Source organism: Nocardia goodfellowii, from assembly GCF_017875645.1.
Classification (GTDB): Bacteria; Actinomycetota; Actinomycetes; order Mycobacteriales; family Mycobacteriaceae; genus Nocardia; species Nocardia goodfellowii.
In genome coordinates, this window is the sequence record NZ_JAGGMR010000001.1 from 7,427,214 (window position 1) to 7,451,032 (window position 23,819).

Annotated in this window: 23 protein-coding genes; 9 read left to right on the forward strand and 14 right to left on the reverse strand. The window is 68.6% G+C overall.

Going from position 1 to position 23,819, the window contains the following annotated elements:
* Positions 1–5 precede the first annotated feature (5 nt).
* A complete protein-coding gene (locus BJ987_RS34450) occupies positions 6–983 on the forward strand; it encodes an ABC transporter permease (RefSeq protein WP_209897211.1) in 978 nt (325 codons plus the stop codon).
* A gap of 145 nt (positions 984–1,128) precedes the next feature.
* Here the strand turns inward: BJ987_RS34450 and BJ987_RS34455 are convergent, their stop codons facing one another.
* Together BJ987_RS34455 and BJ987_RS34460 are read right to left on the reverse strand one after the other, a co-directional pair.
* On the reverse strand, positions 1,129–1,731 hold the full coding sequence (locus tag BJ987_RS34455) for a TetR/AcrR family transcriptional regulator (protein ID WP_209897212.1): 603 nt from the start codon (positions 1,729–1,731) through the stop codon (positions 1,129–1,131).
* A complete protein-coding gene (locus BJ987_RS34460) occupies positions 1,718–2,584 on the reverse strand; it encodes an alpha/beta fold hydrolase (RefSeq protein WP_209897213.1) in 867 nt (288 codons plus the stop codon). The genes BJ987_RS34455 and BJ987_RS34460 overlap by 14 nt, the downstream gene beginning before the upstream one ends.
* 168 nt (positions 2,585–2,752) lie before the next feature.
* Between BJ987_RS34460 and BJ987_RS34465 the strand changes: the two genes are divergently transcribed.
* Positions 2,753–4,201 (forward strand): amidase, encoded by a 1,449-nt coding sequence (locus tag BJ987_RS34465; protein WP_209897214.1) that lies wholly within the window; start codon positions 2,753–2,755, stop codon positions 4,199–4,201.
* A gap of 4 nt (positions 4,202–4,205) precedes the next feature.
* Here BJ987_RS34465 and BJ987_RS34470 read toward each other — a convergent pair whose 3' ends face one another.
* From BJ987_RS34470 to BJ987_RS34495, 6 genes are all read right to left on the reverse strand, one after another.
* Positions 4,206–7,073 (reverse strand): ABC transporter substrate-binding protein, encoded by a 2,868-nt coding sequence (locus BJ987_RS34470; protein ID WP_443677967.1) that lies wholly within the window; start codon positions 7,071–7,073, stop codon positions 4,206–4,208.
* Positions 7,074–7,220: 147 nt separating this feature from the next.
* A complete protein-coding gene (gene era, locus BJ987_RS34475) occupies positions 7,221–8,171 on the reverse strand; it encodes a GTPase Era (RefSeq protein ID WP_209897216.1) in 951 nt (316 codons plus the stop codon).
* The gene (locus tag BJ987_RS34480; protein ID WP_209897217.1) at positions 8,164–8,517 is read right to left on the reverse strand and encodes a cytidine deaminase-like protein; all 354 of its coding nucleotides are present in this window, start codon (positions 8,515–8,517) and stop codon (positions 8,164–8,166) included. The genes era and BJ987_RS34480 overlap by 8 nt, the downstream gene beginning before the upstream one ends.
* A complete protein-coding gene (locus BJ987_RS34485) occupies positions 8,510–9,832 on the reverse strand; it encodes a hemolysin family protein (RefSeq protein ID WP_209897218.1) in 1,323 nt (440 codons plus the stop codon). The genes BJ987_RS34480 and BJ987_RS34485 overlap by 8 nt, the downstream gene beginning before the upstream one ends.
* The gene (gene ybeY / locus BJ987_RS34490) at positions 9,829–10,383 is read right to left on the reverse strand and encodes an rRNA maturation RNase YbeY (RefSeq protein WP_209897219.1); all 555 of its coding nucleotides are present in this window, start codon (positions 10,381–10,383) and stop codon (positions 9,829–9,831) included. The genes BJ987_RS34485 and ybeY overlap by 4 nt, the downstream gene beginning before the upstream one ends.
* A 133-nt stretch (positions 10,384–10,516) precedes the next feature.
* Entirely contained in the window at positions 10,517–11,584 is a 1,068-nt protein-coding gene (locus BJ987_RS34495; RefSeq protein ID WP_209899589.1) for a PhoH family protein, read from the reverse strand.
* Between the two features lie 318 nt (positions 11,585–11,902).
* Between BJ987_RS34495 and BJ987_RS34500 the strand changes: the two genes are divergently transcribed.
* Positions 11,903–12,190, forward strand: a complete 288-nt coding sequence (locus BJ987_RS34500; protein ID WP_209897220.1) for a zinc-ribbon domain-containing protein — start codon at positions 11,903–11,905, stop codon at positions 12,188–12,190.
* 61 nt (positions 12,191–12,251) lie between these two features.
* On the opposite strand, the gene BJ987_RS34505 is transcribed toward BJ987_RS34500, so the two are convergent.
* From BJ987_RS34505 to BJ987_RS34530, 6 genes are all read right to left on the reverse strand, one after another.
* The gene (locus tag BJ987_RS34505) at positions 12,252–12,992 is read right to left on the reverse strand and encodes a 16S rRNA (uracil(1498)-N(3))-methyltransferase (protein ID WP_209897221.1); all 741 of its coding nucleotides are present in this window, start codon (positions 12,990–12,992) and stop codon (positions 12,252–12,254) included.
* A 4-nt stretch (positions 12,993–12,996) separates the two neighbouring features.
* Complete coding sequence (gene dnaJ, locus BJ987_RS34510; RefSeq protein ID WP_209897222.1) at positions 12,997–14,148, reverse strand: molecular chaperone DnaJ; 1,152 nt, start codon at positions 14,146–14,148, stop codon at positions 12,997–12,999.
* 213 nt (positions 14,149–14,361) lie between these two features.
* Positions 14,362–15,393 (reverse strand): heat-inducible transcriptional repressor HrcA, encoded by a 1,032-nt coding sequence (gene hrcA, locus BJ987_RS34515; RefSeq protein ID WP_209897223.1) that lies wholly within the window; start codon positions 15,391–15,393, stop codon positions 14,362–14,364.
* A gap of 175 nt (positions 15,394–15,568) precedes the next feature.
* Complete coding sequence (locus BJ987_RS34520; RefSeq protein ID WP_209897224.1) at positions 15,569–15,784, reverse strand: hypothetical protein; 216 nt, start codon at positions 15,782–15,784, stop codon at positions 15,569–15,571.
* Positions 15,785–16,180: 396 nt separating this feature from the next.
* The gene (hemW, locus tag BJ987_RS34525; RefSeq protein ID WP_209897225.1) at positions 16,181–17,383 is read right to left on the reverse strand and encodes a radical SAM family heme chaperone HemW; all 1,203 of its coding nucleotides are present in this window, start codon (positions 17,381–17,383) and stop codon (positions 16,181–16,183) included.
* Positions 17,384–17,458: 75 nt separating this feature from the next.
* Positions 17,459–17,881: an SgcJ/EcaC family oxidoreductase gene (locus tag BJ987_RS34530; RefSeq protein ID WP_209897226.1), complete on the reverse strand. Its 423-nt coding sequence runs from the start codon at positions 17,879–17,881 to the stop codon at positions 17,459–17,461.
* Positions 17,882–18,042: 161 nt separating this feature from the next.
* On the opposite strand from BJ987_RS34530, the gene BJ987_RS38315 reads away from it, so the two are divergent.
* The 6 genes from BJ987_RS38315 to BJ987_RS34555 all read left to right on the forward strand — a co-directional run bounded on the left by BJ987_RS38315 (position 18,043) and on the right by BJ987_RS34555 (position 23,730).
* Positions 18,043–18,135, forward strand: a complete 93-nt coding sequence (locus tag BJ987_RS38315; RefSeq protein WP_364989628.1) for an Ms4527A family Cys-rich leader peptide — start codon at positions 18,043–18,045, stop codon at positions 18,133–18,135.
* 131 nt (positions 18,136–18,266) lie between these two features.
* Positions 18,267–19,991 (forward strand): nitrite/sulfite reductase, encoded by a 1,725-nt coding sequence (locus BJ987_RS34535; protein WP_245366266.1) that lies wholly within the window; start codon positions 18,267–18,269, stop codon positions 19,989–19,991.
* 22 nt (positions 19,992–20,013) lie between these two features.
* Positions 20,014–20,733, forward strand: a complete 720-nt coding sequence (locus BJ987_RS34540; protein ID WP_209897227.1) for a phosphoadenylyl-sulfate reductase — start codon at positions 20,014–20,016, stop codon at positions 20,731–20,733.
* Complete coding sequence (cysD, locus tag BJ987_RS34545; protein WP_372446917.1) at positions 20,730–21,659, forward strand: sulfate adenylyltransferase subunit CysD; 930 nt, start codon at positions 20,730–20,732, stop codon at positions 21,657–21,659. Before BJ987_RS34540 ends, cysD begins: the two co-directional genes overlap by 4 nt.
* Positions 21,659–22,945: a sulfate adenylyltransferase subunit 1 gene (locus BJ987_RS34550; RefSeq protein ID WP_209897229.1), complete on the forward strand. Its 1,287-nt coding sequence runs from the start codon at positions 21,659–21,661 to the stop codon at positions 22,943–22,945. Before cysD ends, BJ987_RS34550 begins: the two co-directional genes overlap by 1 nt.
* A complete protein-coding gene (locus tag BJ987_RS34555) occupies positions 22,945–23,730 on the forward strand; it encodes a sirohydrochlorin chelatase (RefSeq protein ID WP_209897230.1) in 786 nt (261 codons plus the stop codon). The genes BJ987_RS34550 and BJ987_RS34555 overlap by 1 nt, the downstream gene beginning before the upstream one ends.
* Positions 23,731–23,819: the final 89 nt, after the last annotated feature.

Consider the following 23,819-nt stretch of genomic DNA (forward strand, 5'->3'; position numbering starts at 1 on the left):
CCCCCATGAATACCCTGCAGCGGGCCATCGCCCTCGGCTTCGGCGCAGCCCTCATCCAAGCCCTCATGTTGATCGCCTTCGCCTGGCCCGCGGCGAATGTCGCGCCGCGTGACCTGCCGCTGGCCGTCACCGGGCCGCAAGCCCCGATGGTCGCCGAGAAGCTGAATCAGTTCAGCCCAGGCGGTTTCGAGATCAGCAACCCCGCCGACGAGAACGCGGCCCGTCAGGCCATCAAGGACCGCGAGGTCTACGGGGCCATCGTCACCGGCGGCGGCGCACCGCGGGTGCTCATCGCCTCCGGCGCGAGTCCAGCTGTCGCCCAGCAACTCTCGGCCATGGCACAACAGCTGGCCGGGACTCCGGCCGCCGCGGTCGAAGACGTGGTCGCCGCCGATCCCGACGATCCGCGGGGTGGGGCGTTCGGCGCCATGGCGCTGCCCCTGGTGATGTCCGGCATCGCCGGTGGCGTCCTGCTCAGCCTGCTCGTCCCGACCGTCGCGGGCCGCCTGACCGGGCTGGTTACCTTCGGCATTGTCGGCGGCCTGCTGAGCATGACGATCATCCAGGGCTGGATGTCCATCGTTCCTGGCCCCTACCTCGGCCTGTCCGCGGTAGCCGGCCTGGTCTCCTTCGCGGTCGCCGGCACCATCGTCGGCTTGGCCACCGTCATCGGCCAACCCGGTATCGGTCTCGGCGCGCTCCTCATGCTCCTGATCGGCAACCCCTTCTCCGCCGCCACCTCCGCCCCGGAGATGCTGCCCCAGCCCTGGGGCGCTATCGGCCAACTGCTCCCGCCGGGGGCCGCCGCCAACCTGTTCCGCTCGGTCGCCTTCTTCGACGGAGCGGGCGCCATGAAACCCCTTGTGGTGCTGCTGGTCTGGGCCGCCTTCGCGGTAGCCCTGCTCGGCGCGGGCTTCCTGAAGTCCCGCGGCGCCACACCCACCTCCGCTACCGCCCCGAAGTCGGATCCGGTGCCCGCCTAACCCACCCCACCCCAGCCAGCAGGCCGCCATCACCCGATGGCGGCCTGCACCCCTCCCTCGGGCAGGGCCGGCGCCGCGACGCAGTCGAATTGCGGTCGACACGACGGAAGCCGCCGCAATATCGCTACGTCGGAACGGGATGTCGTTACCGCGGCAGCAGTAGCCCGCCGACCAGGAGCATCAGGGATTGCTGGGCCTCGAGGCGGGCGGCGTCCTGGTCTGCGGCGTGGGCGACGAGGTGGCCTGCTTCGGTGATCGCGGCCAGCAAGAGGTGGGCGACGGTGTGAATGGGGACGGCGGGGACCAGGCCCGCGTCGCGGGCCGCTTCGAGTTGGCGGATGATGAGGCCGAGACCGTGGCGGACCTCGAGTTCGCGCCAGGCCTGCCAGCCGAGCACAGCCGGGGCGTCGTGCAGGGCGATGCGGATCATCTCCGGGCGCTGGCAGATTTCCAGGAAAGTGTTGAGCCCCACGGCCATCGCGGCGAGCAGGTCGTCGGTGCCGGAGGCGGCGATGGCGGTCTGGACTTCGTCCATGTTGCCCGCTTCGAGCTGTTCGAGCACCGCGATGAACAGGCCGCGTTTGTCACCGTAGTGGTGGTGCAGGGCGCCACGGGTGACGCCGGCCGCCGCGACGAGTTGCTCCGCCGAGGTGCCCGCGAAGCCGCGCTCGGCGAACAGGCGGCGACCTGCCTGCTCGAGCGCGGCTCGGGTACTGCGGGAGCGGTCCTCCTGGCTACGGCGTGGCATGCAGCCGAGTGAACTCCAGGATCAGTGCCGTGAGCAACTCGGGCTGGTCTTCGGCAAGGAAGGCATAGGAGTCGTCGATGTACTTCAAGGTGGCGTTCGGCAACTCGCGGGCCAGACGCTCGGCGTGCGACGTCGGGAACAGTTTGTCCTCGCGCGCCCAGGCCAGCAAAACCGGCTGCCGCACCTCGGCGAAATGGGCGGCGGCCGCCAGGGTGTAGCGGGGACGCATATCTTTCAGCAACCGCCGCAGGTCTTTCCGGATGGCGGCCGAGTTCCGGCTGGGCAGTAGATACGAATCGGCGATCTCGGGCGGGACCGGACGTTTGGTGACCCAGCCGAAGACGATCGGCAGCCGGTGCAACGCCCGGATGCGGATCAACTCGGTCACCGGCCGCATCGAACCGGGGATCCGGGCCAGCGGCGGCAACAGGCTGAACGGCCACGGTGGCAGGTTCTCGTAGGCGTCGCACGAGGTGAGCACGACCCGCCCGACGCGCTCCGGGTGCCGCGTCAGCACGATCTGGGTGATGCCGCCGCCGGTGTCGTTGGCGACGAGGGTGACATCCGTGAGGTCCAAGCGCACCAGGAAGTCGGCGATCAGTCCGGCGATCCCGTCGGGCGTGAGATCAGCCTCGGGCATGGGGATGGAGTGCGCGCCGAGCGGCCAGTCCGGCGTCAAGCAGCGGTAGCCCGCCGCGGCGATCCCGGGCACCACCTTGCGCCACAGGTCCGCGTTGACCAGCGCGCCGTGCACGAACACGACTGTGGGTCCCGCGCCCGTCTCGTGGTATCGAACGCGTCCTCCGGACAGCGCGACTTCCTTGACCGGGCCGAGTTCGGCGCTGATTCCCATGGTCGTTCCCCTCTGCTGAATGCTGTTGACATGCGCCGAATTCTAAACATACATACGGTATGTATGTCTATAGCGCAGCGGCGCTCGACCCACGACAGCAGATGTGGACGGTTGACCAGGAAGGGGGTTACCGTTCAGTATCATCGGGAGGAAAGAGAGGGAGCTCACATGACTGCGCCGAGCCGTCGCCGACTTTCGGCGGTCCCCGACCGGGCCCCCGAACCCGCCGAACTCGGGCTGGCCGGCACCGCGGCGGCCCTCGCACACGGTGCGCGGAGCTCCCTCGACGCGGTGACCGCGGCACTGGACCGCATCGATGCCAGTCAGCCGAGCCTCAACGCTTTCCGTCTGCTGCGCCGCGAACGCGCACTCGCCGAAGCCGCGGCCGCCGACAAGCGGCTCGCGGCGGGCGAGCGACTTCCGCTGCTCGGCGTACCGATCGCGGTCAAGGACGACACCGATATCGCCGGTGAGCCAACGGCTTTCGGCTGCGGCGGTGAGTTCGAGCCGAAGATCGAGGATGCCGAGGTGGTGCGCCGGCTGCGCGCGGCGGGCGCGGTCATCGTCGGTAAGACCAACACCTGTGAACTCGGCCAACTGCCGTTCACCAGCGGCGCCGCCTTCGGCCACACCCGTAACCCGTGGGCCGCCGAGCGCACCCCCGGCGGCTCCTCGGGCGGCTCGGCCGCGGCCGTCGCCGCCGGATTGGTGCCTGCCGCACTGGGTTCCGACGGCGCGGGCTCGGTGCGCATTCCCGCCGCCTGGACCAACCTGGTCGGCATCAAGCCGCAGCGCGGCCGGATCTCGACCTGGCCGGAAGCCGAAGCTTTCCAAGGGCTCACCGTGCACGGACCGCTCGCCCGCACCGTGGCCGACGCCGCGCTGCTGCTGGACGCGGCCGCCGGTCCGCACGCCGGCGACCGGCACACCCCCGAACCGATCAGCGCCACCGACGCGGTCGGGCGCGATCCCGGGCGCTTGCGCATCGCGTTGTCGCTGCGAATCCCGTTCACCGCCACCAAGACCGCGCTCGACCCGGAAGTCGAAGCCGCCACCCGGCGACTGGCCGCGGCCCTGCGCAAGCTCGGTCACTCGGTCACCATCGCCGACCTGCATTACGGTCTGCTGATCGGCGCGTCCTTCCTCCCGCGGTCGATGAGCGGTATCCGCTCGATGTACAGCCGAATGCCCGGGGCCGCGGTCGATCCCCGCACCCGCACCAACGTGCTGCTCGGGCGGCTCCTCGACGGTCCCGCACTGTTCGCGGCCCGGCAGGCGGAACCCTTGCTGCACAAGCGAATCGGCGGCTTCTTCGACGACTACGATCTGGTCCTCGCGCCGACCACCGCCACACCGCCGCCCCGGGCGGAGGACATCGACGGCATCGGCTTCAACGCCACCAACAACCTCATCACCGCCGCGTGTCCGTACACCTGGCCGTGGAACGTCCTGGGCTGGCCGAGCGTGAACGTGCCGGCCGGATTCACCGAAGCGGGCCTGCCGGTGGGCGCTCAGCTCATGGGTACCGCGAGCGCCGAACCGCTCCTGATTTCCGTTGCGGCACAGCTGGAATCAGAACTGCGCTGGGACCGTCACCGCCCCGAACCCTGGTGGTGAGACCTCACCGCCCCGGCGGCGTCCAGGTCTCGAGCGGGCTCTTGGTGCCCTTCGGGCAGCCGTCCGGTCCACGGCCCGCCACGTGCGGGTACATCAACAGGCATTGTTGCTGCTGACCGGCCTTCCGGACGCCGGTGGCGACCAGGACACCGATGGTGGACCCGTCGGCGACCCGGCTGGTGGAGAAGTGCAGTACGCCGGTGACACCGTTGTAGTCCGCGCCGCGCAGTTGCAGCGCGATCGCGGCGCGATTGAGGCCGTCCCCGGTGCGCTCCGGCCGGGCGCGATTGGTCCGGACCGCCTGCAACAGCACCCCGGCGACGTCGTAGGCCAGTCCGGTCCGGTCGCCGGGCCAGGCCGGCTGGTAGGCCGCCAAGTCCGGGTACCCGGCGAGATCCTCGATGAGCCTTGCCAATTCGCCGCAGAGCTCCTGAAAGTCCAGGCTGCCGGATTCTTCGCCGTAGTTGCCGTTGCCGCGCACGCATTCCGCGCCGCCGAGGATCACCGGGACGGCCTTGGCGACATAGCGCACGGTGAGGCTGGCCGGTAGCGCCGCCATCGCCTTCGGGTCGGCGATGAGCCGGGTGACGGTGTCGGCGCCGAGGATGGCGGGCGCCTCCGTGCAGCCCCGGGTGACGGCGTTGCCGAAGGTGGCGAAATCGTCGTTGCGCCCGGCGAAGAACAGCAGGGTCTCGGGGTCGAATCCCGGCGTCTCGCACGGCGCGGGGAAACCGTACAGCTCACGCTGCGCTGCCCAGCTCCGGCTGTCCTTGGGCACGCCCCGCCGGTCGAGCTCCTGGTTCAGATCGTCCACCAGCGTGGTGACGTAGACGTCGTCGGTGGCCTTCGGGTAGTAGATCAGCACTCGGTTGTACCGCCGCTGACCGGCTTTCGGGGTGCCGTCCGGATAGCGGGTGCCCTCGACATAGTCCGCGACCAGCCGGGCCTGGGTGCGGTTGCTCGGCACCACCTGGAAGTACATCGGCGAGGTGGCCTCGAGGCCGTCCGCCGACAGGGTGGTGGCGACGACGGGCACGCCCAGATCACCGAGTTTGCCGATCGCCTTGGCGGTTTCGGCCGTGCTGCGGTCCATGCCGACCACACCCAGGATGCTGGAATCCTTGCCGACCAGGTCGGCCAGCATGGTGTCGACCACCCAGGACGCATGGCGCATCTCCGACCCGCCGTTGGCGATGATGATGCGCAGCAACGGCTCCGACTCATCGGGTGCGAGGATCGCGCGCCGCTGCCGCACCGCCAAGCCCGCCAGCTCCTGCATCTGGGCATGCGGATACCGGATATTGCTGTCCGCGTAGCTGATTCCGGCGAAGTAGACGAGCGAGACCAACGGCCTGCGCGGGTTGTCGCGGCGGACGTCGGCCGCGACCTTGTTCTGCCGGAACACCTCGTGCTGCATCGCCGCCAGTTCCTTGTCGTCGGCGAAGAGCTGCCGGTCGTTGTCGCTGTAACCGACGCACTCATCGTCGCGCTCGGCCACCGCGATGCCGGAGGTCCACGGCCAATGCGAACACGGCGCGCCCCGCAGCGGGGGCACATAGACCAGCGCGGCCGCCACCAGCACCGCCACCGGCACCAGTACACAACTGGCGACGAACCATTTGCGGGCCGCCAAGGGCGGTGCGGGCGGCACCGCGAGATGCGTCCGGTGCGCATCACCGATCCGGCCTTCCACCGGATCCGGCAGTTCCAGCAGCAGGAACCAGGCATCGGCGGAACGGTTGGTCCGGTTGTTGTCGATACCCCGTACCCACTGCCGCAGCGGATCGGTCTCCGAACCAGAAGCCGTGCTCAGTGCGAGGCTTTCCAGATCGTCACCCCTGCGCGGTTCGCCGACGCCGCTCAGCGGGTGAACCGGCAGCGCCGGCGTCAGATCGCGGGGGTCGTAATCGAGCACCGCGACCACCACCAGCGGATCGAAGATCCCGGTCTCGTTGCGGATGTCGTTGATGCGGCGCAGCAGTTCCGCGCCGTTGCTGCCCACGCTGACAGTGTCCAGCAGTGCCACCGGAAAGGCCGTGCGCCGCCAGCTCGACGGACGCCAGATCCGCTTGGTGTAGGCGTCGCGCAGGTCTTCCAGGAAGGCGTGCACCAGGAGTTTGGCCACCTGGTCCGCGTTCTCGTCGTTGCGCAGCGGCACGGTCAGCCGGGTCGCGAATCCCAGGAAGCTGTCCGACAATTCGGGCGCCATGTACCGCTGGTGCATGAACCAGCGCGTTTCCTTGGACAATCCGGGCACGCGCCCGCTGATCCACATCCACAGGCGCAGGATCGGCCACAGCGCCAGGACGCCGAAGACCAGGCGGGTGATCCAATCGCCGCCCTCGTTGCCGGCGTCGAAATCGCGCGAACCCAGCCGCAGCAACCGTGGCAGCCGAGTCCGGAGCTCGACCGCGGCCTCGGTCTCCTCGGTGGTGATGCGCTGGCGGGTCAGCCAATCCGCGGTGCGGTAGCGCGGAAAAGCGATCGGGCCCATGGCGGTGTCGTCGCGCGAGAAGCTTTCCACCAGCCGCTGCAGAATCGGCAGACAGTGCTCGGCCATTTCGGGACCGGTCGCTTCCGTGCTGGTCGCGGCGGGCCCAGCGGCCCGCCCGGGGATGATCGAATCCTCGCCGAGCAGGTGCAATTCGGCGCGGGCTCGCGGAACGGCGCGGCGGCCGCCCGACTCACCCAGCCACTGGTGGAGCTCCCGCATGAGATCGCTGTTCGCCGCGGGGCCGACCAGGCACACCAGCGGGCGGGGCAACCGCCGCCGGCCGCTCAGCAGAGTCCGCAGTACCCGGGGCTTCTCCGCGGGCACGTACAGCGTCCGCAAGAGCGTCTGGAGCTTGCCGATATCGTTCGGACCCGGCACCATGGCCTCCTCCCCTGGGCAGAGCGTCGAGAACCCCTTACGTTACAAGAACATTCGAGGCCGGACAGCCCGTCCGCGGAGAGCGCGGAACTCGCCCGTTGTGCACCGCACCTGCGCGAACACCGCAGCCGGGCGCACAACGAGACGTCAGAAGCCGAGCTTGCGCAACTGCTTCGGGTCGCGCTGCCAATCCTTGGCGACCTTCACGTGCAGGTGCAGATAGATACGCGTGCCGAAAATGCTCTCGATCTGCTTGCGCGCGTTGGTGCCGACCTCTTTGAGCCGCGCACCGCCCTTGCCGATCACGATGGCCTTCTGACTGGGACGTTCCACATAGAGATTGGCGTGCACGTCGAGCAGTTCCTTGAGCGGCTTCTCGCGCCCGGGGGCCGGCTCCTCGTCCTCACGCTCACGCGGGACGATCTCCTCGATGACCACGGCCAGCGAGTGCGGCAGTTCATCGCGCACGCCCTCCAGCGCGGCCTCGCGGATGAGCTCGGCCATGAGGGTTTCCTCCGGCTCGTCGGTGAGCTCGCCGTCAGGGTAGAAAGCCGGGCCCTCCGGCATTTTCGACGCGATGACATCGGCCAGGATATCGACCTGCGCACCCTGCACCGCCGACACCGGAACCACGTCGGCGTTCTCGCCGAGCAACCGGGAAACCGCCATCAACTGTCCGGCGACCTCGTCGCGGGACACCTTGTCGATCTTGGTGACCACGCCCAGCAGCGTCGTCTTCGGCGCCACCTGCCGGATCTGCTCCACGATCCAGCGATCGCCCGGGCCGATCTTCTCGTCCGCCGGAATGCACAGCGCGACCACGTCGACTTCCGAATAGGTATCGCGCACAAGATCGTTCAGGTGCTGACCGAGCAGTGTCCGGGGACGGTGCAGGCCCGGGGTGTCCACCAGGATCAGCTGATAGTTCGCGCGGTGCACGATGCCGCGGATAGTGTGCCGGGTGGTCTGCGGACGCGAGGAGGTGATCGCGATCTTCGCGCCGACCATGGCATTGGTCAGCGTCGACTTGCCGGTGTTCGGACGACCCACGAAACAGACGAAGCCGGAACGGAATTCGGGCCCGGGGGCGTCAGCCATGGGACACCTCGGCACCGTCGTCGACGATCTCGAAGACGGCGCCGTCCTTGTCGGTGAACACGATCCTGGCCTCCGCGGAAACCTCACGCACCGCGGTGACGCCGCTGTCGGACAACCGTCCGCCGACCACCACGGCGGCCTCGAAACCCTCCGCGCCACTGGAGATCGCGGCCGCGACCGCGGCCTGCAGAGCGGTCAGCCGCAGCGCCCGCAGCCCGACCTCACCGGCGGCGTAGGTGCGGCCGTCGGTGTCGCGGACCGCGGCACCGCTCGCACCGCCGGTACGGGCGAGCGCACCACGGGCCAGCACCAGCAGTTTGCTGTCCTCGTCGTCCAATTCAGTCATCAGTGTCTCCATCCTCGTCGTATTCCGGCGCCTCGCCATTCGGCTCCGCGCCGTCGGTTTTCCGCGGGACCTGGCGCACCTCGACCGTGTGCACCCGCATCCGTCCTCGCCCGTCCGCATGGCCCTCGCCGCGCAGCACCAGACCGTGCACCTCGACCTGGGAACCCGGCAGCGGCACCCGGCCCAGGGCGTGCGCGAGCAGGCCGCCGACGGTGTCGACGTCCTCCTCCTCGATCTCCAGCCCGTACAGCTCGGCCAGATCGTCCACCGAGAGCCGGGCCGAAACGCGAAAACGGCCGTCGCCCAGGTCTTCTACCGGCGGGGTCTCATCGGTGTCGTACTCGTCGGCGATCTCTCCGACGATCTCCTCGAGCACGTCCTCGATGGTTACCAGCCCGGCGATGCCGCCGTATTCGTCGACCAGCAGCGCCATATGGTTGCGGCGGCGCTGCATTTCGTCGAGCAGATCGTCCAGCGGTTTCGAGTCGGGCATGAACACCGCCGGGCGCATCACCTCCCCGACACGCACCTGCCGGCTTCGATCCGCATAGGGCACAAGGTCTTTCAGGTAGACCACGCCCTGGATGTCGTCCACGTTCTCGCCGATCACCGGGATCCGGGAGTGGCCGCTGCGCACCGCGAGCGACATCGCCTGCGCGGCGGTCTTGTCCTGCTCGATCCAGACCATCTCCGTGCGGGGCACCATCACCTCACGCGCGGAGGTGTCGCCCAGTTCGAAGACCGACTGGATCATGCGGCGTTCGTCGTCGGCGACCACGCCGCGCTCGCTGGCCATCTCCACCACCTCGCGCAATTCGATCTCCGAGGCGAAGGGCCCGTTGCGGAAGCCCTTACCCGGAGTGAGCGCGTTACCGATGAGGATCAGCAAGCGGCTCACCGGGCCCAGGATCATGCCGATGAACTGCAACGCCAGCGCCGAGGCCAGCGCCAGGGTGTAGGCGTGCTGACGGCCGAGCGTACGCGGGCCGACACCGATCACGACATAGTCCACCAGCACCATCACCGTGGCGGTGATCAGCAGCGCCCAGCCCTGACTGATCATGCCGATCAGCGCCGCGGCGAGCAGCACGGTGGCGCCGATCTCGCACAGGATGCGCAGCAGCACCATGAGATTCACGTACCGGGCGCGATCGTCCACGATGCGGCGCAACCTGATCGCGCCGGGGCGTTCGGCGCGCACCATATCGTCCAGGCGGGCCGGGGAGATCGTGTTCAGCGCCGCGTCGACACCGGCGAACAGCCCACCCAACGGGACGAGTAGAACCGCCAGAACGATCTGGGTCAGTGAACTCACGGAGCGCCTAGATCGTCACCCGGTGCGGTGAAGCCGGCCTTGCCGAGCAACTGCGCGTCCCGTTCGGCGAGTTCGGCCCGCACCCGCGCCTCCCGCAGACTCTCGTACCACTCTTCGAGCAGTCGCGCCTGCAGCGCGAACATCTCCTTCTCCTCCTCAGGTTCGGCATGGTCGTACCCGAGCAGATGCAGCACACCGTGCACGGTCAGCAGCGCCAGCTCGTGATCGAGCGAATGCCCCGCCTTGCGCGCCTGCGCGGCCGCGAACTCCGGGCACAACACGATGTCGCCGAGCATCGACGGCCCCGGCTCCGGACTGTCCGGGCGCCCGCCCGGCTCCAGCTCGTCCATCGGGAACGACATCACATCGGTCGGTCCCGGCAGATCCATCCACCGCATATGCAGATCCGCCATGGTGTCGAGATCGACCAGCACCATCGACAGCTCCGCCGCAGGATGCACATCCATCCGCCCGATCACAAACCGCGCGACACTGACCAGCTCTTCTTCGGGAACGTCGACACCCGACTCGTTGGCGATCTCAATGCTCACCTGAACAGGGTATTCGCTCCCCACCCGGGCAGCTCCCCCGGCTCGCGGCACACCCCGCCGTCCATGTCGAGAACGCCGCGTATACAGCGATGGCGCCCGGCTCGCGGGCGCCCTCATGCTGGGTAGCCGCTGGCTACCGGCGGTCGGTGCGGCCGGCGGCGCGCCGCTGCGCGCGATTGCCGGGATAGTGCTGACCGACGGCAGGGCGGGTTTCGGCTTCGTGACGGTCGTAGGCGTCGACGATGTCGGACACCAGACGGTGCCGCACGACATCGCTCGAGGTGAGTTCGGCGAAGGCGATGTCGTCGATATCGGTGAGGATCTCGCTGGCGGCACGGAGGCCGGAGCGAGCGCCACCGGGCAGATCGACCTGGCTGATATCGCCGGTCACAACCATTTTGGAGCCGAAGCCGAGGCGGGTGAGGAACATCTTCATCTGCTCGGCGGTGGTGTTCTGCGCTTCGTCGAGGATGATGAACGCGTCGTTGAGGCTGCGGCCGCGCATATAGGCGAGGGGGGCCACCTCGATGACGCCCGCGGCCATCAGCTTCGGGATGGCTTCCGGGTCCATCATGTCGTGCAGCGCGTCGTAGAGCGGGCGCAGGTAGGGATCGATCTTCTCGTTGAGCGTGCCGGGCAGAAAGCCCAGCCGCTCGCCGGCCTCCACCGCGGGGCGGGTGAGGATGATCCGGGTGACCTGCTTGGCCTGCAGCGCCTGCACCGCCTTGGCCATCGCCAGGTAGGTCTTACCGGTGCCGGCCGGACCGATGCCGAAGACGATGGTGTTGGCGTCGATCATGTCGACATAGCGCTTCTGGTTCAGCGTCTTGGGCCGGATGGTCTTGCCGCGCCGGGACAGGATGTCCAGGCTCAGCACCTCGGCCGGAGAATCCGAGGAGCCCTCGGTGAGCATGGAAACCGTGTGCCGCACCGCTTCCGGCGTCACCACCCGGTTGCGACCGGTGAGCGCGACGAGCTGCTCGATGACCCGTTCGGCCAGCGCCACATCGGCCGCCCGGCCGGTGAGGGTGACCGCGTTGCCGCGGACATGGATGTCGGCATCGAGCAACTGCTCGAGCTCACGCAAATTCTGGTCGGCCGAGCCAAGGAATGGGAACACCGATTCCGGCGCGAGATCGATGCTGGAGCGCACGGTACGCGGCGCGGGGGCCGAACCGTTGTCGCCGGCACCACGGGGGATGGCAGGAGGCGCAGCCGACGGGGCGGGTGAGCGCGAGCCTGCGGTGGGGTTGGTTGGGTCGCCGATCTCGCCTTGTGTTCGCAAAAGTCGCTACAGCCTGCTTTCCGGTCTCGACAGCTGTTTCGTGTGAGGAAATTCTAACGCGGGCCACTGACACGGCCCAGTGAATAAACCGCAATCTCCCCGCAGTATTCCCCGCCCTCCGCGGCGCAACCCTCCGGGGCAAGCACGGAACAGCGGCGGTCCGAAACCGAATGGCAGGGCCGGACGACAGCCAGTAGGGTGACCGCATCAGGATCGAATTCACGGGGGTTTTCCATGCTTATCTGGGGTTGGACGCGAAAAATTCACCAGCTGGCGATGCTCACGCTGGTGTGCGCCAATTGCCATAACCCGTCCGCGCACGCGCTGCGCAAGGCGGTCACGATGTTCACGCTGTTCTTCATCCCGCTCATCCCGCTGAAGACCAGGCACTTCCTGGAGTGCACGTTCTGCGGTGCGTCCTACGAGGTGCCGAAGGAGAACGTGCACGCTCTGATCGGCCAGGCCTACGGGGTGGATCAGCAGGGAGCCGGGCAGCCGACGCCTCATCCCGAGCGGCGCTGAGCGCCCGCGAGGAGTTCGCTGCCGCGTAATTCTGTGAGAACTTCCAATGCCGGCAGGCGGGTCACCAGCGCGGGGTGAGTGCGCCCAGCGCGCCCAGCGCGACGGCCGCGGCGGTCGACGTGCGCAGCACGGTAGGGCCGAGCAGAACCGCCTGGGCGCCCGCCTCGGTCAGCGCCGCCAATTCTGAATCGTCCAGGCCCCCTTCGGGTCCGACGATCAGAATCACCTCCGGCACTCCGTCGAACGGCAACTCGCTGAAGCGACCGGCACCGGATTCGTGCAGCGCGGCCACTGTCGCGCCGTCGGCCGTCGCCTGACGCACCAGGTCCACCAGATCGCGGGTGCGGTGCAGGTCGGCGACTTCGGGAATATAGGGGCGGCGTGATTGCCGCGCGGCCGACCGGGCCGCGGCCCGCCACTTCTCGACAGCCTTGGCGGCCTTGCCTTCCCACCTGCTGACGCACCGGACCGCCTGCCACGGGACGATCGCGTCCGCCCCGGCCTCGGTCATCAACTCGACCGCCAGCTCGGAGCGTTCGGACTTCGGCAGCGCCTGGACGACGGTCACCCGCGGCGACGCGGGCTCGGCCACCCGCCGCGTCAGCACCTTCAGATCCAGCCGATCCTTCTGCGCCGCGACCACTTCCGATTCGGCGACCAGACCCCGCCCATCGGACAGGGTGATCGGCTCACCGGCCCGGATCCGGCGCACGGTCGCCGCGTGCCGGCCTTCCGGGCCGTCGAGCACCGCGATCGCGCCCGGCTCCGGGATGTCGTCCAGATAGAAGACGGTGGCGGCCAAGGCCTCAGCGTCCGCTGAACGACGCGCGCAGCCGGGCGAACAAGCCGCTGTTGTGCTCGGACTGCGCCGACATCACCTCGGCGCGATCCCGCTCCCGCATGCCCTTGTACTTGCGCAGCAGATCGGTCTGCTTGCCGTCGAGTTTGGTCGGCACCACGATGTCCAGGTGCGCCATCAGGTCACCGCGCGTACCGGACCGCAGACGCGGCATGCCGTGGCCGCGCAGCACCGACACCTCGCCGGGCTGGGTGCCCGCGGCGATGGTCAATTCGACCGGGCCGTCGAGGATGGTGTCGATGACGACCGTGGTGCCCAGCGCCGCGTCGACCATCGGCACACGCACGGTGCAGTGCAGATCGTCGCCGTCGCGGACGAACACGTCGTGCGGCTGCTCGACGACCTCGACGTAGAGGTCGCCCGCGTGGCCGCCACCCGGGCCGACCTCGCCCTGCGCGGCCAGACGTACCCGCATGCCGTTGGCGACACCGGCGGGGATCGGCGCGGCGATCTCGCGGCGCGCGCGCACCCGGCCGTCGCCGCCACACTTGTGGCAGGGATCGGGGATGGTCTCACCGGCGCCGCGGCAGGTCGGGCACGGACGCGAAGTCAGCACCTGGCCGAGGAACGACCGCTGCACCGACTGGACTTCGCCCGCGCCGCCACAGGTTTCGCAGCGCACCGGCTTGGAGTTGCCGTTGGTGCCGGAACCGGTGCAGACGTCACACAGGATCGCGGTATCGACGGTCAGGTGCTTGGTCACGCCGACGGCGCATTCGGCCAGGCTGAGCCTGGTCCGGATGAGCGAGTCGGCGCCCGGCTGCACCCGGCCGCGCGGTTTGCGCGATCCGCCGGAGGCGTTCATGCCGCCGAAGAACGCCTCGAAGACATCGCCGAGCCCGCCGAAGCCGGCGCCCGCGAAGCCGCCACCGCCGCCGCCGGATTCCAGCGGATCCCCACCCAGGTCGACGATGCGGCGCTTCTCCGGATCCGACAGCACCTCATAGGCTGTCGAGACCTCTTTGAACCTGGCCTGCGCCGTTTCGTCGGGGTTGACGTCGGGATGCAGTTCACGTGCCAGCTTGCGGTAGGCGCGTTTGATCTCCTGGTCGGTCGCGTTCTTCGCGACGCCGAGCAGTCCGTAGTAATCCCGTGCCACTTGAGTCTCTAGTCCTTGGTTGCTCTCCACAGTCCGGCCGATCAGCCGGATGCGTGGCTCATCCTGTGCCTGTCCCGCTCCAACCGAACGCCGATGCCACCGGACATTAGTCGGATGCGCTCAACTTTATCCGGCCGCGGGTTCGAAGGTGGAAGCGGCTGCGGCAAGTGCAGCGTCCACCGAGGGTAGCAGCGGCCCGCCCGGCGCTATCGGTCAGCGTTCGGCGAGGACTTCGCCGATGTAGCGGGCGACCGCGGCGACCGAGGCGATGGTGCCGGGATAGTCCATCCGGGTCGGCCCGAGCACGCCCATGCCGCCCAGCACGGCCCCGGAGGTGCCGTAGGCGGTGGACACCACCGAGGTGGTGCGCATCTGCTCGACCTGCGTCTCCTCGCCGATCCGCACGGTCACGGTGCCCGGCTGCTGGGTAGCGGCCAGCAGCTTGAGCACGACCACCTGCTCCTCCAGCGCTTCGAGGACCTGCCGCAGCGAACCGGGCAGCCCGAAGTCGGCGGCGTTGCGGGTGAGATTGGCGGTGCCGCCCAGGACCAGCCGTTCCTCGGGATGTTCCACCAGGGTCTCCACCAGCACGGTCGACACCCGGATCAGCACATCGCGCAACTTCGGCGGGGCGGTCTCGGGCAGTTCGGCCACGGCCGCGGAAGCAATCGCGAGGCGTTTGCCGTCCATCGCGTTGCCGAGCAGGCCACGCAGCGCGGCCAGATCTTCGTCGTCGACGAGCTCGCCGAGTTCGACCAGGCGCTGATCGACGCGGCCGGTGTCGGTGATCACCACGAGCAGCAGCCGCGCCGGGTTCAAGGCGACGACCTCGATGTGCCGGACCGTCGACGCGGATACCGTCGGGTACTGGACGACGGCGACCTGCCTGGTCAGCTGGGCCAGCAGCCGGACACCGCGACGCAGCACGTCATCGAGATCGACGCCGGACTCCAGGAATTCCATGATGGCGCGGCGTTCGGCGCCGGAGAGCGGCTTGACCTCGGAGATCCGGTCGACGAACTGGCGGTAGCCCTTGTCGGTCGGGATCCGGCCGGAGCTGGTGTGCGGCTGAGTGATGTATCCCTCGGCCTCCAGCACCGCCATGTCATTGCGCACGGTCGCGCTGGAAACACCCAGATTGTGCCGTTCCACCAGGGTTTTCGACCCGATGGGCTCCTTCGTCGAGACATAGTCCGCGACGATGGCCCGCAGGACTTCGAAGCGCCTGTCCTCGGTGCTCGACATCGCCCCACCTCCTCGCTGGTCTTCTCATCGCAGGCCGGCGTCGTGAGCGCGATCGACCTGACTCGTGCGCCGTGCGCCGGGCCCGGCGGCTCGTTGTCCAGTCTAATGACTCGTGTGCCGCCCAAGAATGGGCGGCACACGAGCATTTACAGCGTTCTACCGGCGCGAGCGCGCGCTAACGGGGCTCGAGGCTCTTGGCGTGCTTGCCCGCGAGGGCGTCCAGACCGAGCATGGCCAGCAAGGACTGGCAGTCGTCGGCGTTCTGGGAATGACTGGCCACCGTGCGCGCCGCGACGGCGTTCTGGCGGGCGGTTTCGAGCTTCTCGGCGGCCCGCGCGTCGGCGAATTCGTTCGCCTCGTGGACCAGCGTGATGTGTCGTGCCTGGGGCATAGGACTCCTTGGGGTTGAAAGGGAGCCTACGCGTATGCGCGCTACGGCGATAGTAGAACCGGGGCCTATCAGGCAAGACCGCGCAAACATGGGCGTCGGGCGGTTGTGAGATCACACAGCGGGGCGGGTCGAGAGCGACGCCGGAAAACGCACGCGCGCCGAGCAATTCACCAGCAGCGAGCGGACACGATGCGGCGGAGATCCTTGCCGTCGTTCGAGCGGCAACGGTGCAACGGTGGCCGACACGCGCGAGCGGGCCGGGCGCACCGCGTCCCTGGATGCCCCGCGGCACAAGGCACCCGTGCCACCAGGCTGGCGGGCCACCGGGCTGGCCACGGGAGCCCGCCGACTACAGGCGGAGCGGGTCGGCATCGGGTCGAGTACCGGCGTGCGGACTCAGGTCAGCAAGTCGCGGACTACTCCGTCGGCGAGGAGGCGGCCACGGGGAGTGAGGACGAGCCTGCCGTGCTCGAGTACGGCGAGGCCGTCCGCGATGACGCGGTCGGCGGCGGCGAGCCCGGCGGGGTTCAGATCCGTCAACGGGAGGCCGGTCCGCAGGCGGACGGTCAGCATGACGCGCTCGGTGTAGCGCTCCTCCGCGGAGAGGGCTTCCCACCCGGCGGCGGGCAGGCCGCCGCCGGCGACGCGGTCGGCGTAGCGGGCGGGGTGTTTGACGTTCCACCAGCGGACACCGCCGACATGGCTGTGCGCGCCGGGGCCCGCGCCGAGCCAGTCGCCGCCGTCCCAGTAGCCGAGGTTGTGCCGGCAGCGGGCGGAATCGTTCGCGGCCCAGTTGGACACCTCGTACCAGGTGAGACCGGCCGCGCCGAGACGGGCATCGATGCGTTCGTAGCGCGCGGCGAGGACGTCGTCGTCGGGGGCGGGCAGGTCGCCGCGGCGGACCTTGCGGGCCAGGGCGGTGCCGTCCTCCACGATCAGCGAATAGGCGGAGACGTGGTCGACACCGGCGTCCAGCACCGCGTCCAGACTCGCGTCCAGGTCGGCATCGCGTTCACCCGGGGTGCCGTAGATGAGATCCAGGTTGACGTGCTCGAATCCCGCCGCGCGCGCCTCCTTGGCGGCGGCGACGGCGCGACCCGGAGTGTGCGTGCGGTCGAGCACCTTCAGGACGTGCTGGGCCGCGGACTGCATGCCCAGCGACACCCTGGTGAACCCGCCCGCGAGCAACTGTTCGAAAAATTCCGGCGCGGTCGATTCCGGATTCGACTCGGTGGTGACCTCCGCGCCGGGGGCCAGGGCGAACTCCGCGCGCACCGCGTCCATGACGTTTGCGAGACCGCCGCCGCCGAGCAGTGACGGGGTGCCGCCGCCGACGAAGATCGTGGCGACCTCCGGTGTTCCGGACGGCAGTGCGTCGAAGGCCGCGGCGGCCGTGGCGAGTTCACCGCGCAGCGCCGCCAGCCAGGATTGCGGTGAGGCCGAAGTGCCCAGCTCACCGGCGGTGTAGGTGTTGAAGTCGCAGTAGCCGCAGCGGGTCGCGCAGAACGGCACATGGATGTAGATGCCGAAGGGTCCGCCCCCGAAGTCGTGCAGCACGGGCGCGGTCGCTTCGGTTCCCGTGGGGGCGGAAGAACTCACCCCACCAGTGTGACCGCCCGCGCCCGCGCCGCCCGCACCCACCTGGGTGTTCCAGTTCACGCCGGCCGGGACCACTCAGCCCGTGACGATGGGGGTGTTCTGGTTGGCGGTGAGCAGCCACCGGCCGTTTTCCTTGGCCATGACGTAGAGCGGAGCGCCCTCGCCGATCAGGCCGCCGTCGGCGTCGAAGTAACGCTGGTGGATCTTGACCGCGGCGACATCGGGGCGAATGAACATCGCGTATTCGAAGTCGTAGGTCGCGTGGCCGCCGTCCTTGGTGGCGCCGGGCAGGACCTGGGCGGTGAATTCGGCGATGGCGGCGCGTCCGAAGAGCCGTTTACCGTGGCCGGTGGTCCAGATCGCGTCCTCACGGAACAACGCGATGAACTCGTCGACGAGCTCGTTGCGCTGGGCGTGGTCGACCGCGGCGATGACCTCCCGGATCGCGGCGAGTTCGGCTTCGGCCTCGGCTGGGGCGTAGGTCTGATCGGTGCTCATGGGCCGAGCTTCCAACCTCGAGGTCGCTCAAGGTCAACCCTCGGCGCGATCTATGACGGTTGTCACATCGACCCCCGGGCAAGCTGGGGATTTCCCGCGAATTCGGGGGAAATATCGAGCAGCGGTCGGAACGACCCATTTGACGTGGCACAATAGTCCCCATGCGCGGATCTGGAGTACGACTGGTGGCACGACGCCACGTCGACTTCAAGCGCGTCTGCAGCGCCTGCTGTCTGCCCGGTTCACTCCGGTAGTTCAGCGGCGCGCATTCCCGGGTCTCCCCGACTCTCTTCGAAATTCGCATCGGTCCGCTGCTACCGCGGGCGCGAGTCAGCCCCTCGCACCCTCCAGCCGATGTATCCCCACCCCAGCAGGAGTGACCCCCATGACGTCGACTACCGACGCCGGTCCCAGCGATCAGCCCAAGCCCGTCGCCCGGCGTGAGCGCACCGGCAAACCGGTGCGCCGCAAGTCCGAGGGCCAGTGGGCGCTCGGATACCGCGAGCCGCTGAACGCCAACGAGCAGTCCAAGAAGGACGACAACCCGCTCAACGTGCGCGCGCGCATCGAGAACATCTACTCGAAGCAGGGCTTCGAGTCGATCGACAAGGCCGATCTGCGGGGCCGGATGCGCTGGTGGGGTCTCTACACCCAGCGTGAGCAGGGCTATGACGGCACCTTCACCGGCGACGAGAACATCGACCTGCTCGAGGCGCCCTACTTCATGATGCGGGTGCGCTGCGACGGCGGCGCGCTCAATGTGCGGCAGCTGCGGACCCTCGGTGAGATCTCCACGGAGTTCGGCCGGGACACCGCCGATCTGTCCGACCGCGAGAACGTCCAGTACCACTGGATCGAGATCGAGAACGTGCCGGAGATCTGGCGACGGCTCGAAGAGGTCGGCCTGCACACCACCGAGGCGTGCGGCGACTGCCCGCGCGTGGTGCTCGGCTCCCCGCTCGCCGGTGAGTCGTTCGACGAGGTGCTCGATCCGACGCCGGCCATCAACGAGATCGTCGAGCGCTTCATCGGCGACAAGCGGTACTCGAACCTGCCGCGCAAGTTCAAGACCGCCATCTCCGGTCAGCAGGACGTGGTGCACGAGATCAACGACGTCGCCTTCATCGGCGTCGAGCACCCCGAGCACGGTCCCGGCCTCGACGTGTGGGTCGGCGGCGGCCTGTCCACCAACCCGATGCTGGCCCAGCGCCTCGGCGCGTGGGTGCCGCTGGACGAGGTGCCGGATGTCTGGGAGGCGATCGTCGCGCTCTACCGCGACTACGGCTACCGGCGGCTGCGCACCAAGGCGCGGATCAAGTTCCTGGTCAAGGACTGGGGCATCGAGAAGTTCCGCGAGGTCCTGGAGACGGAGTACCTGAAGCGCAAGCTGATCGACGGGCCCGCGCCCGAAAAGCCTTCCCGGCCTATCGATCACATCGGCGTGCAGAAGCTGCGCAACGGCCTGAACGCGGTCGGCTTCTCCCCCATCGCCGGACGCGTTTCGGGCACCATCCTGCAGCAGGTAGCCGACGCGGTGGCCCGGGTCGGCTCCGACCGGATCCGCTTCACGCCGTACCAGAAGCTCATCGTCCTCGATGTCGCCGACGACAAGGTGGAGCAGCTGATCGACGAACTGCAGCCGCTGGGTCTGCAGGCGCGGCCGTCGCACTGGCGGCGGAACCTGCTGGCCTGCAGTGGGATTGAGTTCTGCAAGCTGTCGTTCGTGGAGACGCGTAAGCGCTCCCAGGTGCTCGCCCCCGAGTTGGAGCAGCGGCTCGCGGACATCAACGCCGACCTCGATGTACCGATCACCGTGAACATCAACGGCTGCCCTAATTCCTGCGGCCGGTCCCAGATCGCCGACATCGGCTTCAAGGGTCAGCTGGTGGACGACGGCGACGGGAATCAGGTGGAGGGCTTCCAGGTTCACCTGGGTGGCAGCCTCGGCCTCGACAGCGCCTTCGGCCGCAAATTGCGCCAGCACAAGGTGACCAGCGAGGAGCTCGGTGACTACATCGAGCGGGTGGTGCGCAACTTCCTCAAGCACCGCGAAAACGGAGAGCGGTTCGCGCAGTGGGCCGTGCGCGCCGATGAGGCTGACCTTCGGTGATTCGGTCGACGGGAGATCAACTATGACAACGAAACTCGTGGAGAAGCTGTCCGAGGACGAGCTGCGTGCCATCGCCGAACAGGGCGCGGCCGAGCTGGGCCCGGATGCCTCGGCGGTGCAGCTGCTGGAGTGGACCGATAAAACGTTCGGCGGCAACTACATCGTCGCCTCGAACATGCAGGACGGCGTGCTGGTGCACCTGGCCGCGGAAATCCGTTCCGGGGTGGACGTGCTGTTCCTGGACACCGGCTATCACTTCGCCGAGACCATCGGCACCCGGGACGCGGTGGAGGCCGTGTACGGGGTGAACGTGGTCAACGTCCGCCCGGAACACAGTGTGGCCGAACAGGATCAGTTGCTCGGCAAGGATCTGTTCGCCCGGGATGCCGCGGAATGCTGCCGCTTGCGCAAGGTGGTGCCGCTGAAGAAGTCGTTGAGCGGCTACAACGCCTGGGTGACCGGGATCCGGCGGGTGGAGGCTCCCACACGGGCCAACGCCCCACTGATCTCCTACGACGAAGCTTTCGGCCTGGTGAAGATCAACCCGATCGCGCCGTGGTCCGACGACGAGATGCAGGACTACATCAACACCCACGGCATTCTCGTCAATCCCCTGGTGGAAGAGGGATATCCGTCCATCGGCTGCGCTCCGTGCACACGGAAGCCGGAGCCGGGATCCGATCCGCGAAGCGGCCGCTGGGCCGGCCTCGCCAAGACCGAATGCGGGTTGCATCAATCATGACCGAAACCATCAGTGCACGAGCCTTGGGTATCAGCGAATTCGACACGCTCGCCGCGTTGGAGTCGGAGTCCATCCACATCTTCCGTGAGGTGGCAGGAGAGTTCGAGCGGCCGGTGATCCTGTTCTCCGGCGGCAAGGACTCCACCGTGCTGCTGCACCTGGCGTTGAAGGCATTCTGGCCCGCGCCGCTGCCGTTCGCGCTGCTGCACGTCGATACCGGGCACAATCTGCCCGAGGTGCTGGAATTCCGCGACAAGATCGTCGAAAAGTACGGCCTGCGACTGCATGTCGCGAAGGTCGAGGACTACCTCGCCGACGGTCGTCTGACCGAACGCCCCGACGGCATCCGCAACCCGCTGCAGACCGTTCCGCTGCTGGACGCCATCACCGAGCATCGCTTCGACGCGGTGTTCGGCGGCGGGCGCCGCGACGAGGAGCGCTCGCGCGCCAAAGAGCGAATCTTCTCGCTGCGCAACGCCTTCGGGCAGTGGGACCCGAAGCGGCAGCGGCCCGAGCTGTGGAACCTGTACAACGGCAAGCACGCTCCGGGCGAGCATGTCCGGGTGTTCCCGCTGTCGAACTGGACCGAACTCGACATTTGGCGCTACATCGCCCGCGAGGACATCGACCTGGCCAGCATCTACTACGCGCATCAGCGGCCGGTGTACCAGCGCGACGGCATGTGGATGACGCCGGGCGTGTGGGGCGGTCCGGCCGAAGGCGAAGCGCTGCAAACCCTTTCGGTGCGCTACCGCACCGTCGGCGACGGCTCGTCCACCGGCGCCATCCTGTCCGACGCCGCCGACAACGCGGCGATCCTCGCCGAGGTCGCGGCGTCCCGCTTGACCGAACGTGGCGCGACCCGTGGTGACGACCGGGTGTCCGAGGCCGCCATGGAAGACCGTAAGAGAGAGGGCTACTTCTGATGGCCGACCTATTGAGACTGGCCACCGCCGGGTCTGTCGACGACGGCAAGTCAACGCTGGTCGGGCGGTTGCTCTACGACACCAAATCGGTGCTGGCGGACCAGATCGACGCGGTCACCAGGGCTTCGGTCGACAAAGGCCTTGCCACACCGGATCTTTCGCTGCTCGTCGACGGCCTGCGGGCGGAGCGGGAGCAGGGCATCACCATCGATGTCGCCTACCGCTACTTCGCCACGCCGAAGCGGTCTTTCGTGCTCGCGGATACGCCGGGCCACGTGCAGTACACCCGCAACACCGTGTCCGGCGCGTCCACCGCGCAGCTGGTGATCTTGCTCGTGGATGCCCGCAAGGGTGTCATCGAGCAGACCCGCCGCCACGCGGCGGTCTTGGCGCTGCTGGGTGTGCCCAAGCTGGTGCTGGCGGTCAACAAGATCGACCTGGTCGATGATCCGGAGACGGTGTTCGCCGAGATCTCCGCCGAATTCAACACGCTGACAAAGACACTCGGCTGGTCGCCGGAGGATGTGCTGGAGATTCCGGTGTCGGCCCTGCACGGCGACAACATCGCTTCCCGCTCGGACAACACCCCGTACTACTCGGGCCCGTCGCTGATCGAGCACCTGGAATCGGTGCCGGTCGATGCCGACAGCACCACCCTCGGGCTGCGTTTCCCGGTGCAGTACGTGATCCGTCCGCGCACCGCCGACTACCCCGACTACCGGGGCTACGCGGGCCAGATCGCGGCCGGTTCGGTCTCACCCGGCGACGAGATCGTGGTGCTGCCCAGCGGGATTCGTACCACCGTCGAGCGCATCGACACCCCGGACGGTGAACTCGCGATCGCGCAGACCGGTCGCAGCGTCACCCTGATCCTGGCCGACGAGGTCGATATCTCGCGCGGTGACATCATCGCCTCGGTCGCCGACGCGCCGGAACCGCTCGAGACGTTCGACGCCACCGTCTGCTGGCTCGGTGACAAGCCGCTGCGCCCCGGCGCCCGGCTGCTGCTCAAGCACGGCACCCGTACCACCCAGGCCATCGTCGGCGCACTGGTGGAGCGCTTCGACGAGCAGAATCTGACCGCGGTGCCGACTCCGGAATCCCTGGAGCTCAACGAGATCGGGCGCATCTCGGTGCGCGTCGCCGAGCCGATCGCGGCCGACGACTACCGCGCCAACCGGCGCACCGGCAGCTTCCTGCTCATCGATCCCGCCGGCGGCAACACCCTCGCCGCGGGTCTGGTCGGTGACGTGCTGACCGCCGTCGAGGTCGGCGCGCCGGCCTGATGTTCGGTACCCCGCCCGCGCGGCGCGCACCCGCCCCGGCGGCCGCGGTTCCGTTGATCGCGGTTGCCCACGGCAGCCGCGATCCGCGCTCGGCGGCCACCATGGCGGCGGTGGTCGCCGAGACCGCCGCCGCCCGGCCGGATCTCGACGTCCGCCTGGCCTTCCTCGACCTCAGCGCGCCCGCAGTGGAGCAGGTCGTGGACGGCATTGCGGCACAGGGGCATACGCATGCCGTGGTGGTGCCGCTCTTGCTGGGCAGCGCCTTCCATGCCCGGGTGGATCTACCCGAACTGCTGGATACGGCGCGGGCACGCCACCCGCAATTGCGGCTCACCCAAGCCGATGTCCTCGGTCCGGATCCGCGGCTGATCGGCGCTCTGCGCGACCGCGTGCTGGACGCCGTGCCGGGTGCCCGGCCCCGCACACTCGGCCGCCGACTCGGCGTCGCGGTAGCCGCCGTCGGCTCGTCATCCGCCGCCGCCAACGCCCACACCGCCGATGTCGCCCGGCGGCTCGCGTTACTGACCGGCTGGCACACCGAGATCTGCTTCGCCACCACCGAACCTACGGTGAACCAGGCGATTACCCGCCTTCGCGACCGTGGCGCCGAGCAGGTTCTGGTAGCTCCCTGGTTCCTCGCCCCCGGCCTGCTCACCGATCGTCTGGTCGGCACCGCCCCAGAACTGATGCACGCCAACGTGATCGGTCCCCACCGCGCACTTGCCGACATCATCTGGGATCGCTACGACGCCGCCCGCATCACCACCCTCGCCCTCTCGGCCTGACGTCTCGCCGTCAATCTCTTCTTCGAGCACGACATGCAACCGGTCGTCGGCGGGGCCGACGTACCGCCCCGTGGCGATGCCCGCGGAAT

What these genes read in the sequence shown, in the direction of transcription:
- BJ987_RS34450 (WP_209897211.1), top strand. Translation starts at nt 6, where the DNA reads ATGAATACCCTGCAGCGGGCCATCGCCCTCGGCTTCGGCGCAGCCCTC.
- BJ987_RS34455 (WP_209897212.1), bottom strand. Translation starts at nt 1,731, where the DNA reads ATGCCACGCCGTAGCCAGGAGGACCGCTCCCGCAGTACCCGAGCCGCG.
- BJ987_RS34460 (WP_209897213.1), bottom strand. Translation starts at nt 2,584, where the DNA reads ATGGGAATCAGCGCCGAACTCGGCCCGGTCAAGGAAGTCGCGCTGTCC.
- BJ987_RS34465 (WP_209897214.1), top strand. Translation starts at nt 2,753, where the DNA reads ATGACTGCGCCGAGCCGTCGCCGACTTTCGGCGGTCCCCGACCGGGCC.
- era (WP_209897216.1), bottom strand. Translation starts at nt 8,171, where the DNA reads ATGGCTGACGCCCCCGGGCCCGAATTCCGTTCCGGCTTCGTCTGTTTC.
- BJ987_RS34480 (WP_209897217.1), bottom strand. Translation starts at nt 8,517, where the DNA reads ATGACTGAATTGGACGACGAGGACAGCAAACTGCTGGTGCTGGCCCGT.
- BJ987_RS34500 (WP_209897220.1), top strand. Translation starts at nt 11,903, where the DNA reads ATGCTTATCTGGGGTTGGACGCGAAAAATTCACCAGCTGGCGATGCTC.
- hrcA (WP_209897223.1), bottom strand. Translation starts at nt 15,393, where the DNA reads ATGTCGAGCACCGAGGACAGGCGCTTCGAAGTCCTGCGGGCCATCGTC.
- BJ987_RS34520 (WP_209897224.1), bottom strand. Translation starts at nt 15,784, where the DNA reads ATGCCCCAGGCACGACACATCACGCTGGTCCACGAGGCGAACGAATTC.
- BJ987_RS34530 (WP_209897226.1), bottom strand. Translation starts at nt 17,881, where the DNA reads ATGAGCACCGATCAGACCTACGCCCCAGCCGAGGCCGAAGCCGAACTC.
- BJ987_RS38315 (WP_364989628.1), top strand. Translation starts at nt 18,043, where the DNA reads ATGCGCGGATCTGGAGTACGACTGGTGGCACGACGCCACGTCGACTTC.
- BJ987_RS34535 (WP_245366266.1), top strand. Translation starts at nt 18,267, where the DNA reads ATGACGTCGACTACCGACGCCGGTCCCAGCGATCAGCCCAAGCCCGTC.
- BJ987_RS34540 (WP_209897227.1), top strand. Translation starts at nt 20,014, where the DNA reads ATGACAACGAAACTCGTGGAGAAGCTGTCCGAGGACGAGCTGCGTGCC.
- cysD (WP_372446917.1), top strand. Translation starts at nt 20,730, where the DNA reads ATGACCGAAACCATCAGTGCACGAGCCTTGGGTATCAGCGAATTCGAC.
- BJ987_RS34550 (WP_209897229.1), top strand. Translation starts at nt 21,659, where the DNA reads ATGGCCGACCTATTGAGACTGGCCACCGCCGGGTCTGTCGACGACGGC.
- BJ987_RS34555 (WP_209897230.1), top strand. Translation starts at nt 22,945, where the DNA reads ATGTTCGGTACCCCGCCCGCGCGGCGCGCACCCGCCCCGGCGGCCGCG.